The following is a 13,874-nucleotide window of genomic DNA, read 5'->3' as shown; positions in this document are numbered from 1 at the left end:
ACGATTTTTGAATATCTTTTTTGCCTGGTCTGAACATGGGATAACCTCCAACAAGTTATTCTATACCTATTATAACGAATTGTTCAGTCTAGTTGGTGGGATTTTTGACCTTTTTGGGTGAGAACCTGTGTATAATATTCGCCAATCTTTTTGAATTTTTATGGTAATAAAATGATTCTGTACCAGAAACAGATGGGTCCGTAAATGTATTAGCATGTAATGATATATATATATCGGCATCTATATCATTGGCATAATTAGGCCTTTCTCGAGATTCTGCTGAAAGAAAAACATCTTCTTCTCTTGTCATGTGCACCTCAAGTTTTGGTTCATCTTCTAATAAAATGGAGATCTTTTTAGCTAGACTTAATGTAAAATCTTTTTCGTATGAACCACTAGCACCGATAGCGCCAGGGTCTTCACCGCCATGCCCGGGGTCAATGACAACCTTATATTTTTCTTCGTTTGAAGAAGTGTAAGGAGTATCTGTCTTGTTATTAGGAGTATCTGTCTTATCCGATGTATCAGGTTCTAGTTTGTCGGTTAGGGTAAAATACAATAAACCAATAAATAATAATAATAGTAGAAGTCGAATCCATTTTTTCATATAATACTCTCTCCTTCATGCATTTTAAGTTAATTTGAGTTCAGTGAATGACAACGGTCATAACAGTTAAAGTTATATGGTTCGGTGTTATCATCGATTTTCTTTGTTTGAAACCCGTTTTCAGATAAATAAGTTAATAGGGTGGACAGGTGATTGGCAGTCTCTGTTTGATCATGCATCAGAACAATAGATGTAACCCCTGCACTAGCTAAGTTTTCGATTTGATTCACAACAGAATCTACATATTGGTCACTTGATAATGACCAATCACTACTGTCAACATTCCAATCCCATAATTGAAACCCTTTACTAGTCAAAGCCTCTCGATAAGATTCGGTTAGATAAGGAATACTGCCATATGGTGTTCGTATCAACTTGGAATCAATGCCAGTAATGTCTTGAAGAGTTTCCTGAGCTTTGATCATTTCTTCAAGAGCAGTTTGCTCAGAAGCATAAAATTGATCTTTGTCATGCGTTACCCCATGCATTCCCACAGCATGACCATCTTCTACCATTTTTCTTACCATATCTGGAAACTCTCTCATTGCAGGCTCTAACATAAAAAATGTTGCTTTAGCATTAAATTGCTTGAGCGTATCTAAGATATTTTTTGTTGCTGAAGTGGGTCCATCATCAAAAGTTAGATAAACAACTTTTCCTGTATCTTGGGCCTGATCACCCTCTGATGATGCATCTTCATTATTAGAATTCTCGTTGAATGACTTTACATTATTTAGTTCAATCTCCTTTTCTGGTGAGTTCATTTGATACGTAGTCTGTTCACTTTGACAGGCAGAAATAGTGAGAAGAAAGACGAAGTAGATAATTATACTAATCTTCTTCATATGAAAACCTCAATTCTATGTTGTTATCTTCAATTAATAGATTAGTATAGGGAAATAAAGATCAGATAAAGATAAAGTGTATATAAGCTAAAGATTGAATTGCATAAAAAAACCATTCGTTTAATACCGTATTAGGTATTAAGCGAATGGTTTAATCAAGCTAATGTCACACTTTATTTAAATAAAAGTAAAAACATACTCCTATTTCCGTATTCAATACTCCGAATGGGACATCATGAAGTTTTAGAATATTTTTAGATATAGCAAGCCCTAAACCTGTACCTTGTTTTGAGCGTTGAGTTTTTTCTCCTTGATAAAACCGATCCCAAATTTTTTCTAGTTGCTCCTCTTCGATATGGCTTCCTTCGTTTTCTACAGCAATCATTACCTTACCTTCCTCGCTTGCCGTTGTAACTACTATTTTTCCTTTGTCTGGTGTATGTTGAATCGCATTAGCAAGAAAATTAGTAATAACCTGTTCCACTCGATCTTGATTAGCAATTACTTCAACCGAATGAAGATTTAGGCTTAAGTCAATTTGTTGATCGATTACTTTAAATGATAACTGATTGTAAACCGAACGAATTAATTCATCAATGAAAAAGGATTCCATTTCGATTTTATATGTCCCTGATTCATATTTAGCCAGTTCTAGCATATCCGCGATCAACCGATCCATGCGGTTTACCTCATTTTCCATCGCACTAAAATAATGATCTTTCTTTTCAACTGCAACACCGTCTTGAAGAATCGCCATACAGCTTTTCATAATACTTAATGGTGTTTTCAATTCATGCGATACCCCTGCAATGAAATCTTTCCGTGTTTGTTCCAATTGTCTTTCTTTCTCGACATCTTGTTGCAGTTGATTAATATAGGATTGCATTGTTGTAGAGAGAAAATTTATATTGTTTGACAATTCGCCAATCTCATCTTTGGATTGAACGGTAATTCTCTCAGAAAAGTCCAAATTAGTCATTCTTTTCGTTGCCTTATTTATACGCAATAAAGGTCTTGTAATCCCTTTCGAATAGTAAAAGGCAGCTAACAAAACTAACACAACAACAAATAGAACAATATATATATAATATTCTTTAATCATTTGTACGGCTTCATTCACTGGTTGTAAGGAAGCCATCGTATAGAAATAAATTGTTTCCCCATTGCTATTTTTGGCTGCATTAACGAGTAGCTTATATTGAATATTATCTTGCTCGAAATCCTGTATTTCTGTATCCACATTCTTATTTAGCAGCAGGTCAACCTGGAATTCCTTTAATTTGTCGAGAAATATGGGGTTGGAAAATATATTATGAGTTACATCTGGTATATGAATATCTTTGACGTGACCAAATATCGCAAGAGAAGTATCGTCAAACTCTTCGGCTTCTTGCAAAAGTTGCCTGTTTTCCCATAGTGTATAGGAATAGGATCCTTGTCTATCCAACACACCGTCATTAGTATCCTGAGGTCGTGCCTCCTGAACCGATTCCCATCTATCAAATACACTACCAAAAGTATCATCAGATCTCCAAAACAATTGATACGGATAAATGGTATTGTCTTTCTTTATTCCTTGAACTTCAACACTTGGATATTCGTTAAGGGTATTCTCTTGATTTATAAGCTCCTCTTGATTGATTAAATAATAAATAGGAATTTTGATTGGTTCATTTTCAACATATTTTCTTTCGATCTCTCTTGTGCTTGTATTTGCGTATATAAATGCTCTGTCTAGTTCAATAAAATAGTCTTCTGTCCCTTTTATGTTGCCATTCTCATCTAACACGACAATCCAAGCATTATGCTCCTGGTAAAAGTCTTGTTCCAATTGTCGCAACCTATCCTCCTCATCAACATTTAGATAGTCTTGACGAAAAGCTGCAATAGCTTCGGTTAACTGATCGACTTTTCTCTCGGCATAAAATCGTTCAAAAAATAAAGTTTGACCGACAAATATAGCTAGTATGATGAACAAACATAATCCAGTTGTTAAAAGGAATAACTTCATTACTATCCGGTTTTTCATGATTTCTCCTCAAATTTATAGCCAGCTCGAACCATTGTTTTAATTTGCTTTGCACTTGTCCCAAGTTTATTTCTTAAATTCCGCATATGTGTATTGATTGTTCGATCATCTCCGGCATATTCATACCCCCATACTTGATTGATTAATTGTTCTCTAGTTATAACAATATTTTTATTCATCATTAAATACGTTAATATTTCAAACTCAGTATGTGTTAATGCTATGTGTTTTCCATCCACTTTTACTGAATGAGATTGAAGATTCACTTCAATATGTTGACTAGTCAAAAGATAGTCCCTTTTGTTGGGATTGGGGGAATGAGATGTCAGTAAACGTCTGGCCCTTGCCAATAATACACGTGGACTATAAGGTTTTGTAACATAGTCATCTGCACCTAATTCAAAACCTAATAATGTATCTTCTTCATCTGATCGTGCTGTCAAAATAATGATAGGAACAACAGACTTTTCACGGATTCTTTTACAGACTGACCATCCATCTAACTTAGGCATCATAATATCCAAAATTATTAGGTCAATGTTGAAGTTTTCAAATAAATTTATTGCTTCCGTACCATCTCTTGCTTCCAAAACATCACAACCAGCATCTAAGAAATAATCTTTACTTATTTCCCGTAAAATATGTTCATCTTCTACTATTAAAATATTTTTTTTCATTTGAAAATTCTCCTGCACTTATTTTATCTTTACATATTTTAATTCTAACAAAAATATGTAAAGATAAAATAAAGATTGAAAGTAAAGTAAGAGGATATTGGAATTATTCAATAAAATGAAGGATATAATGTTTGTAAAATTTATAATGAAAGGAGGGCGATCGAAAAGAAAATCCTTTTCCTGTGCCAAATGAAATAACTGGTTATTCTAGCGTTAATAAAATATTCTCTTTTTTTAATGTGTTAGCATTGTTATATCAGTGTTTGTGGCGCTTCCCATTTACTTGGGAAGTGTTTTTTTCAATGATTTGGGTACGAAAATGGGTGCTCCTGATCTTTGTAAATTAATTATTTGTTTTTAGAGAGCCTTAATCTTTTCTAACCTTAATTTAACTATTAACTCTGAACTGCTTTTAATCTTTGTTCAAATTTTTGGCATGTCGATAGATCAACTACATTTGGTGTATTTATATAGCCCTGAGTTGTTTTTGTATCAGAATGAGTTATGCACGTGAAATTTTATCCATAGAAGCTCCGCCTTCATAAGCTAAAGTACTAAAAGTATGTCTTAGTTTATGAGGTGTTGAATGAGAAAGTTCTTTGTGACGATTCTTCACGGAATTGATTCGATAATTTAAATAATCAATATGAACTGGTACATTAATATCTCCTTTCGAATTAGTGTAGGTAAATAGAAATTGTTCCTCAGTTTGCTTGATTCCAATATCCAATAACTCTTTTGCTTGTTCCTCATTCCAATTCGATAGTAGGTTAACTAAGGAAACAGATAATAGGAACTTTGTATTTTTTCGACTTTTTGTAGCAGTTAACTTTCCATCTTTTGTTTTATTTTGGACAAGTAAAATCGCTCCCTCTTCTAATTCTACATGTTTCCATTGCAACGCATCACTTTCACTTTTTCTATCACCAAGATTTAAGGTTAGGGTAAAGAAATACATTGTCTATACTGCAACGGTACCATGCAAGAAGCGAGAAACGCCCCGAGTGATGACTGATCACTTGGGGGTGAGGTGGGCGCGACAGCGCTTTTGTTCCCGAAACAGGAATGGAATTTTGAATTGGGGAATGAGGAATGGATGGGATGTTTGTATAATGAATCAGGAAAATAATGTACCAAAAACTCCCAGGCAGAGAATTTTCCCCCTGGGAGTTTTTCTGGCTAAAGTTTAGAAAACCTAATGTCTATCACAGATTCCAGTAATGAAACCCTCTCGTTTCACATTCTTTTTTATCATACATACTTTTAATGTCGACAAGCACTTTCCTGTCATTTCTATACAGGCCCTCCAGTATATCTAAGCTGAATTCCTCTTTAATTTCATTATGTGGTACTGCCATCACGACCGAATTCAGATCCTGCAATTCTTCTTTAGCGGCTAACTCAATTCCGAATTCACGGTACACATTATCTGCTTCGGCAACAGGGTCATATACGAGCACGTTAATCCCGTATTCTTTCAATTCATCAATAATGTCAATAACCCGGGTGTTCCGGACATCACCGACATTTTCTTTAAATGTCAGGCCGAATATCGCCACTTTGGCGCCATCAATTTCCTGTTTGGCCTTGATCATTTTCTTAATCACATTTCCTGCCACATATTTGCCCATGTCATCATTTATTTTTCTGCCGGACAAAATAATTTGTGAATGATACCCGAGCTGCTCCGCCTTATAGGTGAAATAGTATGGGTCCACTCCAATGCAATGACCGCCAACAAGGCCAGGCGTAAACTTCAGGAAATTCCATTTTGTGCCTGCTGCCTCAAGCACCGCATTTGTATTAATGTCCATTTTATTAAACACCATGGAAAGTTCATTCATAAAAGCAATGTTAATGTCACGCTGGGAGTTTTCAATCACTTTTGCCGCTTCAGCTACTTTAATGGATTCTGCTTCATGCACACCGGCTTCGATAATTGAACCATACACATCGGAAATTTCCCGAAGTGCTTCCTCATCTGAACCGGAAACGATTTTAATGATTTTGGTAAGTGTATTGACTTTATCGCCGGGATTGATACGTTCAGGCGAGTAGCCGACTTTAAAATCATCACCAAACGACAGGCCGGAGACCTCCTCCAAAATCGGGATACAAACTTCTTCTGTAGTTCCCGGGTACACGGTAGATTCATATACGACAATCGAACCCTTCGTCAAATTCCGCCCAACTGTTTCACTGGCACCAATCACCGGCTCCAGGTTCGGTGTTTTATCAATATTAATTGGCGTTGGAACAGACACAATATGAAATTTGCAATCCTGCAAATCAGTTTCATCACTGGTAAATGTCATCGTCGTATTGCTGACAGCTTCATCGCCGGCTTCATCCGTAACATCTACACCGTTTAAGTATTGATCAAGTTTTGCTTTATTTATATCAAATCCAACAACGTCATATTTTTTTGCCAGTTCGATGGCGAGCGGGAGGCCGACATAGCCGAGGCCGATGACTGCTATTTTTTCTTGTTTATTTTTGAGATCTTCAAATAAGCTCATGAATTTTTACCTGCCTTTTAAAAACTATTATCTAAAATTTACTATACAATTATATAATAATATTGTATAGCATTTTCTCTCATAAGATTGCCCGGAAATATGATAAACTAACAAGTAACTGGTAAAAACGTCAATTATTTTAAAAATATATGCGATAAATGAAGGAGACTAATATGATGCAAGTGAAAAAAGCAATTATTCCAGCTGCAGGACTGGGAACGCGTCTCTTGCCAGCCACAAAAGCAACACCCAAGGAAATGCTTCCCATTGTAGATAAACCAACAATACAATATATCGTAGAAGAAGCGGTTGATTCGGGAATTGAAGATATAATCATCATATCCGGCAGGGGAAAAAGGGCAATCGAGGATCATTTCGATATTACTTATGAATTAGAAGCCAAGCTTGAAAAAGCCGGGAAAACGGAAGTGCTGGAACAGGTTCGCTCCATATCCAATCTTGCTAACATCCATTATATCCGCCAAAAAGAGCCAAAAGGACTGGGGCATGCCATTTATTGTGCAAGCAGTTTTGTCGGCAATGAACCATTTGCAGTTCTGCTTGGAGATGATATTGTGGAATCAGAGGAACCATGCTTGAAACAACTAATGAAGGTTTACGAGGAACATCAATCCTCTATTATTGGTACGCATGATGTACCGTGGGAAGATGTGTCTAAATACGGAATTATTAAAGCTGCTAACGGAAAAGATTTCGGCCCTTCCATACAAGAGATTGACACAATGATTGAAAAACCAAAACAGGAGGAAGCTCCTTCTAATCTTGCTGTAATGGGAAGATATGTGCTCACTCCGGCCATATTTGATATCCTGAAAACTCTTCCTCCAGGAAAAGATAATGAAATTCAGTTAACAGACGCGATTGAAATTTTAAATGAGTCGGAGCAAGTGCTTGCCTATAATTTTACCGGAGACCGCTATGATGTAGGAAATCAGCTTGGCCTGGTTGAAGCTACGATTGATTTTGCTTTGAAGCGGGCAGATTTGCATGAAGACGTGAAGGCATATATGGAGAAAAAGCTGGCATCATTAAATGATAAATAAGTTGGAGGAGTTGGCATACTTGCTGACTCCTGATTTATGAAGATCGAGCTAAACGCGCGAGCAAGCGTGAAATTTGCGCGTGATCCTCATGAAATAGGAGATCACGCGACTCTCCCAAAAGTTGCTCACCTCCAGCCTGAAGTTGCTCATGCCCGTCAAAAAGTTGCTCGCCTCCAGCCAAAAGTTGCTCATGCCCGTCAAAAAGTTGCTCACCTCCAGCCTGAAGTTGCTCATGCCCGTCCAAAAGTTGCTCACCTCCAGCCCAAAGTTGCTCACCACCCCTCAAAAGTCGCTCATACCCACGCTAGAGCTTACGAACTCAAATCAATCCGCTCCACACTATCCCTAATAATCAACCTCCATTATCCAAATGATTCGACAATTTATTTATTTCTGCTACTATGGTATAATTCGTGGAGCGTAAATGTCTCAATAAAGCATGAAGACACCAATATATGAGGACCCAAACAAGCATGCAAGAGGAAGGCTGAAGTAAGGTGAAAAAGATAAAAGTCATATTTTTTATATACCAAATGGGTGCCGGCGGTGCTGCAAGAACGATGCTGAATATCCTGAATAACATCGACCGGACAAAATTCATGCCTGTGCTTGTTACATTGAACTATAATGGAAGCTATGAAAGCTATATGAATGATGACATCAAATTTATTAAATTAAATACGAAGCGCCTGCGCTCGGCTGTTTTCCCGCTGGCAAAAGTCATTCGCAGCGAGAATGCCGATATCGTATTCAGCACGATTCCGAATTATAATACGATCGCTATCCTGGCGAGGATTTTTTCATTCACCCGCGCAAAAAACATCGTGCGCGAAGCAGCTTATCTTGGCGGGAACTTCCGTGCCAACATGAAACTGCGTGTGATGGGAATACTATATAAGCTGACAGGTAAAGTTATCGCCCTGTCCAACGGTGTAAAGGATAATATCGTAAAACGCTATAAAGTAAAACAGGAAAAAATTCGTGTCATCTATAACCCGGTTGATGTGAACAGCATCACCGAACACATGGAAAATGGTCAAATTGCCGAAGAACATAAATATATTTTCCAGGATGATGCGAAAATCATCATCACGGCAGGAAGACTAGTGAAGGATAAGGATCATGAAACATTGATCGAAGCATTTGCCAAAGTCCAGGAAGAAATCAACACGAAACTCGTCATTCTTGGAGAAGGAGAGCTGGAGGAAAACTTAAAAACCCAGGCTAAAACCCTCCATCTGCAAGATAAAATTCATTTTATCGGCTTTCAGCGCAATCCGTATGTGTATTTTAAATACACTGATCTATTTGTCCTGTCATCACGCCGGGAAGGGTTCGGCCATGTGTTAACAGAAGCTCTGGCAACAGGAACACCAATTGTCTCTACGAATTGCAGACCCGGAGCGATAGAAGTGCTCGCAGGTGGAGAATACGGGATCCTATGCGAAATGGGTGATGCTGACGATATGGCAGAAAAAATAATCAATACATTAAAACTAGAATCTAATAAAACACAGGAAATCATCGATAAAGGCATCCGCCGTGCCAATGAATTTCACGCACGGAAAATCGTAAAACAATATGAAGAAGTTTTTATTCAAACGTTTGAATAAGCGTAATTAGGAGTTGATGGCGTATGACTGCTCCGTATGGGAGGAATAATGTTACTGCCGCCGCCAGAAAAGATAAGCGAGTGGTGCATATGACGACAGTACATCACCCTTATGACCCGAGAATTTACCATAAAGAATGCATGTCACTGGCTGAGGCGGGTTTTGATGTGACATTGATGGCACAAACTGCAGCAAATGGCCAGACGAACGAAACGAAAAAAGTGAAACATATCCCGTTAAAAACATACACAAGCAGATTAAAACGAATGATGTACGGGACAAGAGACGCATATAAAAAAGCAAAGGCCCTTGAGGCTGATGTTTATCATTTCCATGACCCGGAATTATTGCCGGCAGCATGGCTGTTAAAAAAGAAAAACAACACCGTTATTTATGACATCCATGAAGACTATATCACAAGTATTTTGCAAAAAGATTACATGGCCAAGCCGATCAAAAAAATGATTGCGGCCACGTATAAATATATGGAGAAATCTTTCGCGCGTCACTTTCAGCTATGTCTGGCGGAAAAATATTATAAAGATATGTACCCGGACGGCGTTTTAGTATTAAATTATCCAACCGTAAATGAAAAATTTATGAAACATGATAGAGAAGGCAGCCCACAGGAGGATAAATTATTGTATACTGGTAATGTATCTCATGTTCGAGGCGCGCTTTTTCATGCCAAAATTCCGCTGATAGATGATCAGGCGGAAGTCCATTTTGTCGGCAAATGTCCGAGCGACCTGGCAAAAGAAATGGAAGGTGTGGCAGGAGCGGAAAAGGACAGGCTGCATATCGAAGGAATCGACCAGTTTATTGAAAAAGAAGTCATTGAAGAACGCTACCTGGAACGCAACTGGCTGGCCGGGATCGCATTATTCCCACCAACAGAACATTACCGAAAAAAAGAGCTCACGAAATTTTTCGAGTATATGAATGCAGGGCTGCCGATTATTTGTTCCGATTTTCCGGTATGGAAAGAATTTATGGAAACCTATAAATGCGGGATTGCCGTAGACCCAAATAATGATAGGGAAATAAAGGAAGCAATTGAATACCTGAGAAATAACCCCAAAGAAGCAGAACAAATGGGGGTAAACGGCAAACAAGCGGTACAGGAACACCTCAATTGGAGAACACAGGAAGAAACACTCATCAACTGGTATGATGAGTTGCTGAAGCTCAACTAAAAATGAATGGGGCCGATAACTTGGAACAGCTGGAAACCCCTTTAATATCAATAATTACACCTGCATACAATGCAGAAAAATTTATACATGAAACAATAGAATCCGTATTAGCTCAAACTTACGCAAACTGGGAAATGATCATTGTCGATGATTTTTCAACGGATAAAACAGTCGAATATATAAAAAGCTATGAGAAAGAAGACAGCCGGATCAAACTGTTTCAGCTGGAAACAAACAGCGGATCAGCCGTGGCCCGAAATACGGCGATGAAAAATGCGAGCGGAAAATACATTGCATTCCTTGATAGTGATGATCTGTGGTATCCGGAAAAGCTCAGAAAACAGCTGCAATTCATGCAGGAGAAAAACATTGCCTTTTCTTTTACAAAATATATTCGGATGGAAGAAGACGGAACACTTCGCAATGCGATTTCCAGAGCACCCGAATCCGTTGGCTATCATGATCTAATGAAGCATTGCGTGATTGGCTGTTTAACGGTTATGATTGATAAAGAAAAAGTTGGTTCCCTGGAAATGGTGGATATCCGTACAAGGCAGGATTATGTTTACTGGCTTACGATTACAAAAATGGGCTATCGTGCTTACGGGCTGCCAGAAGTATTGGCCAAATACCGGAGTGTCGATCATTCCATTTCAAGCAATAAACTGAAAGCTGCGAAAAGGCAGTGGTATGTGTACAGGGAGATTGAAAAACAAAATCTGCTGAAAAGCATCTATTATTTTGTTCATTATGCAGTCATTGGATTGAAAAATAGTATAAAATATAGAATGGCCGATCGAAAAGAAACATAACGGCCGGCGCGTCGGGTTTATAGATTACTCGACATTTTTCGTCACAATCAACCGGAAAAATGCGCAAAGTTAATTAGGCGGTGTCATCCATAAAATGAAATCTTACATACAGGAAATAATAAAAAGAAAAGACTTACTGTTCTACTTGGTAAAATCAGGACTGAAAGCAGAACACCGAAACAGTTTTCTGGGCTATTTCTGGTGGCTTTTGGATCCATTATTGAACGTACTTGTATTTTACACTTTAGTAGTTGTTATTCTGCAACGAGACAGCCAAGGGGACTATCCATTTGCATTATTCCTTGTGATTGGACTGGTGGCATGGAGATGTATCAGCAGTACGGTAAATTCAGCGGCAAAATCCATTATGCGCTATAGCTCGATTATTAATCAGGTCTATTTGCCGAAATCGATCTTCCCGCTGTCATTTACATTAACACAGTTATTTAATTTTGCATTTGGCCTTGTGGTTGTAGCTATATTTTTACTGGTATACGGTTATATACCTGGCTGGGAAGCACTTTACTTGCCGGTGCTAGTTATTATCCAAACCACATTTTTACTTGCAGTCGGACTAGTACTTGGCTATATTACCGTATTCGTCCGTGATATTGATAATCTCATGACATATGTAACAAGAATCTTTTTCTACGCTTCCCCGATTATTTGGGAAGGCGGACGGCTGCCCCCGGAATACGGCTGGGCGGTCGCGATTAATCCGGTAGCACATATTGTGGAAAATTACCGTAATATTTTAATGCATGGCACATCACCGGATTTTATGCCATTAACCGTTATATTCATTTCTTCATTAGCAGTCATTGTATTCATGCTTTATTACTACAGCAAAAATGAACATAAAATTATTAAAGCATTATAAAAGAGGTTTTACACATGAGTTCCAAAACTGAGGATAGAAATAAAAATGTCATTAAAGCAAAAAAAATAGGTGTTGCTTTTAATTCCAAAAAGCGGGATGATTACAAATCCCTTGTTTTTGAAATGTTCAAAAGAGACAAGCGGTCAAAGGAAGAAAAACAAGTCTGGCCGCTGACAGACATCAATTTTGAAGGACACCACGGTGAAATTCTCGGTATCATCGGTTCTAATGGTGCCGGAAAAACCACACTAGCCAAGATCATTTCCGGCATTTTACAGGAAGATAGCGGGGAAATTGATGTGGACGGCAATGTAACGGCATTATTCTCCTTTGGCATGGGCTTTAATAAGGAATTGACAGGCCGGGAGAACGTCTATTTAAATGGCATGATGCTCGGGATCAGTAAAGACTTGATCACCCATTATATCAATGATATTCACGATTTTTCCGATCTCAATGAATTCTTCGAGCAGCCAATGAAGTATTATTCCAGCGGGATGAAGGCAAGACTCGGATTCAGTGTTGCCTCCCATCTGCAGCCGGAAATACTCATCCTGGACGAAGCACTCAACACCGGTGATGCCAAATTCAGCCGAAAAGCAGCGGAAAAGATGAAGGAACTTGTAAAACAGGCAAAAATAGTTATTATCGTAACTCACAGCCTCCGTTATGCCCAGAACAACTGTGACAGACTTATGTGGCTTGATCAAGGGAAGGTAAGGGAAATCGGCGACCCAAAAACGGTCATCGAAAACTATAAAGCAACCGTACCACCCCGACCACCGAGGCGCAATCGCAACCTCCAGTTGGAAAAGACAGATACGGAGGTTGGAGAAAGCACGATTGTAAAAGCGGACAATGTCGGTGTTTCCTTTAAACTGAATACAGGCACATTTTGGGCGCTCAAAGATGTCAGCTTTGAAATAAAGGAGCGGGAAGTCGTCGGGATTATCGGCCATAACGGTGCTGGAAAAAGTACGTTATGCAAAGTTTTAACGAAAATTTTAGCTCCGGATGAAGGAGAAATCGAGCTTAACGGGGAGACTTCATCCCTGCTCGGCTACGGAACCGGCTTTAACGCACAGTTAAACGGAACAGATAATATATATTTAAATGCCATGCTCCTTGGGATTTCCAAGCAACGGATTGACAAAAATTATGATGAGATCGTAGAATTTTCCGGCCTCGGCAAAAAAATTCACCAGCCTGTCAAGGATTATTCCAGCGGCATGAAAGCGCGTCTCGGATTTAGTATTGCAGCCATCTTAAAACCAGATATTTTTATTATTGACGAAGCTTTATCCACCGGCGACATGGCGTTCAAGCAAAAGGCAAGTGAACGAATTCAGGAAATGATGGAACGTGCAAAAGCGGTTATTATCGTGACACACAGCATGAGTTTTGTGGAACAGATCTGCACCCGTGCAATCTGGATGGAAAAAGGGCAGATCCGCTATGATGGAACACCGGAAGAGGCGATTGCCAAGTACCGGGAATCACAGGGAGTTAAACCTGTTAAAAATGTGAGAAACCCAAGAAATAGAAAAGTAATGAAAAATACAGCTGTTAATAAAAACAGAGGGAAAAAGCCTGAGGGAAAGAAGTCAGAGGCTGACGCATAATGGTGGTGGA

At 38.5% G+C, this 13,874-nt stretch carries 13 protein-coding genes; 6 read left to right on the top strand and 7 right to left on the bottom strand.

The features are described from left to right. Positions 1–88 precede the first annotated feature (88 nt). From ACDX78_RS15030 to ACDX78_RS15005, 6 genes are all read right to left on the bottom strand, one after another. A complete protein-coding gene (locus ACDX78_RS15030; protein ID WP_486028972.1) occupies positions 89–607 on the bottom strand; it encodes an N-acetylmuramoyl-L-alanine amidase family protein in 519 nt (172 codons plus the stop codon). Between the two features lie 29 nt (positions 608–636). Continuing rightward, positions 637–1,452, bottom strand: a complete 816-nt coding sequence (locus ACDX78_RS15025; protein ID WP_486028971.1) for a polysaccharide deacetylase family protein — start codon at positions 1,450–1,452, stop codon at positions 637–639. 166 nt (positions 1,453–1,618) lie between these two features. Continuing rightward, the gene (locus tag ACDX78_RS15020; RefSeq protein ID WP_486028970.1) at positions 1,619–3,481 is read right to left on the bottom strand and encodes a sensor histidine kinase; all 1,863 of its coding nucleotides are present in this window, start codon (positions 3,479–3,481) and stop codon (positions 1,619–1,621) included. After that, complete coding sequence (locus ACDX78_RS15015; RefSeq protein WP_486028969.1) at positions 3,478–4,158, bottom strand: response regulator transcription factor; 681 nt, start codon at positions 4,156–4,158, stop codon at positions 3,478–3,480. The genes ACDX78_RS15020 and ACDX78_RS15015 overlap by 4 nt, the downstream gene beginning before the upstream one ends. Positions 4,159–4,660: 502 nt before the next feature. Beyond that, positions 4,661–5,116, bottom strand: coding sequence for a tyrosine-type recombinase/integrase (locus tag ACDX78_RS15010; protein ID WP_486028968.1), 456 nt, complete (start codon positions 5,114–5,116; stop codon positions 4,661–4,663). A gap of 247 nt (positions 5,117–5,363) precedes the next feature. Further along, positions 5,364–6,677 carry a nucleotide sugar dehydrogenase gene (locus ACDX78_RS15005; protein WP_486028967.1) on the bottom strand — a complete coding sequence of 438 codons (1,314 nt, stop codon included), beginning with the start codon at positions 6,675–6,677 and terminating at the stop codon, positions 5,364–5,366. Between the two features lie 176 nt (positions 6,678–6,853). On the opposite strand from ACDX78_RS15005, the gene galU reads away from it, so the two are divergent. After that, the gene (gene galU / locus ACDX78_RS15000) at positions 6,854–7,741 is read left to right on the top strand and encodes a UTP--glucose-1-phosphate uridylyltransferase GalU (RefSeq protein ID WP_486028966.1); all 888 of its coding nucleotides are present in this window, start codon (positions 6,854–6,856) and stop codon (positions 7,739–7,741) included. A 34-nt stretch (positions 7,742–7,775) separates the two neighbouring features. Here the strand turns inward: galU and ACDX78_RS14995 are convergent, their stop codons facing one another. Beyond that, positions 7,776–7,985 carry a hypothetical protein gene (locus ACDX78_RS14995; protein ID WP_486028965.1) on the bottom strand — a complete coding sequence of 70 codons (210 nt, stop codon included), beginning with the start codon at positions 7,983–7,985 and terminating at the stop codon, positions 7,776–7,778. Between the two features lie 253 nt (positions 7,986–8,238). Between ACDX78_RS14995 and ACDX78_RS14990 the strand changes: the two genes are divergently transcribed. From ACDX78_RS14990 to ACDX78_RS14970, 5 genes are all read left to right on the top strand, one after another. Continuing rightward, positions 8,239–9,354 carry a glycosyltransferase gene (locus ACDX78_RS14990; RefSeq protein ID WP_486028964.1) on the top strand — a complete coding sequence of 372 codons (1,116 nt, stop codon included), beginning with the start codon at positions 8,239–8,241 and terminating at the stop codon, positions 9,352–9,354. Positions 9,355–9,377: 23 nt separating this feature from the next. Next, a complete protein-coding gene (locus ACDX78_RS14985; RefSeq protein ID WP_486028963.1) occupies positions 9,378–10,550 on the top strand; it encodes a glycosyltransferase in 1,173 nt (390 codons plus the stop codon). A 2-nt stretch (positions 10,551–10,552) separates the two neighbouring features. Then, the gene (locus ACDX78_RS14980; RefSeq protein WP_486028962.1) at positions 10,553–11,362 is read left to right on the top strand and encodes a glycosyltransferase family 2 protein; all 810 of its coding nucleotides are present in this window, start codon (positions 10,553–10,555) and stop codon (positions 11,360–11,362) included. Between the two features lie 94 nt (positions 11,363–11,456). Next, positions 11,457–12,242, top strand: a complete 786-nt coding sequence (locus tag ACDX78_RS14975) for an ABC transporter permease (RefSeq protein ID WP_486028961.1) — start codon at positions 11,457–11,459, stop codon at positions 12,240–12,242. A gap of 14 nt (positions 12,243–12,256) precedes the next feature. Then, entirely contained in the window at positions 12,257–13,864 is a 1,608-nt protein-coding gene (locus tag ACDX78_RS14970; RefSeq protein ID WP_486028960.1) for an ABC transporter ATP-binding protein, read from the top strand. Positions 13,865–13,874 lie beyond the last annotated feature (10 nt).

Source organism: Virgibacillus oceani (genome assembly GCF_041521345.1).
GTDB classification, from domain to species: Bacteria; Bacillota; Bacilli; order Bacillales; family Amphibacillaceae; genus Virgibacillus_N; species Virgibacillus_N oceani_A.
Note: the sequence above shows the minus strand (reverse complement) of the source record. Positions and strands in the feature narration are given on the sequence as shown.

Coding starts and splice junctions, on each gene's coding strand:
- ACDX78_RS15015 (WP_486028969.1), bottom strand. CDS start 4,158: ATGAAAAAAAATATTTTAATAGTAGAAGATGAACATATTTTACGGGAA.
- ACDX78_RS14980 (WP_486028962.1), top strand. CDS start 10,553: ATGAATGGGGCCGATAACTTGGAACAGCTGGAAACCCCTTTAATATCA.
- ACDX78_RS15010 (WP_486028968.1), bottom strand. CDS start 5,116: ATGTATTTCTTTACCCTAACCTTAAATCTTGGTGATAGAAAAAGTGAA.
- ACDX78_RS15025 (WP_486028971.1), bottom strand. CDS start 1,452: ATGAAGAAGATTAGTATAATTATCTACTTCGTCTTTCTTCTCACTATT.
- galU (WP_486028966.1), top strand. CDS start 6,854: ATGCAAGTGAAAAAAGCAATTATTCCAGCTGCAGGACTGGGAACGCGT.
- ACDX78_RS15020 (WP_486028970.1), bottom strand. CDS start 3,481: ATGAAAAACCGGATAGTAATGAAGTTATTCCTTTTAACAACTGGATTA.
- ACDX78_RS15005 (WP_486028967.1), bottom strand. CDS start 6,677: ATGAGCTTATTTGAAGATCTCAAAAATAAACAAGAAAAAATAGCAGTC.
- ACDX78_RS14985 (WP_486028963.1), top strand. CDS start 9,378: ATGACTGCTCCGTATGGGAGGAATAATGTTACTGCCGCCGCCAGAAAA.
- ACDX78_RS14970 (WP_486028960.1), top strand. CDS start 12,257: ATGAGTTCCAAAACTGAGGATAGAAATAAAAATGTCATTAAAGCAAAA.
- ACDX78_RS15030 (WP_486028972.1), bottom strand. CDS start 607: ATGAAAAAATGGATTCGACTTCTACTATTATTATTATTTATTGGTTTA.
- ACDX78_RS14975 (WP_486028961.1), top strand. CDS start 11,457: ATGAAATCTTACATACAGGAAATAATAAAAAGAAAAGACTTACTGTTC.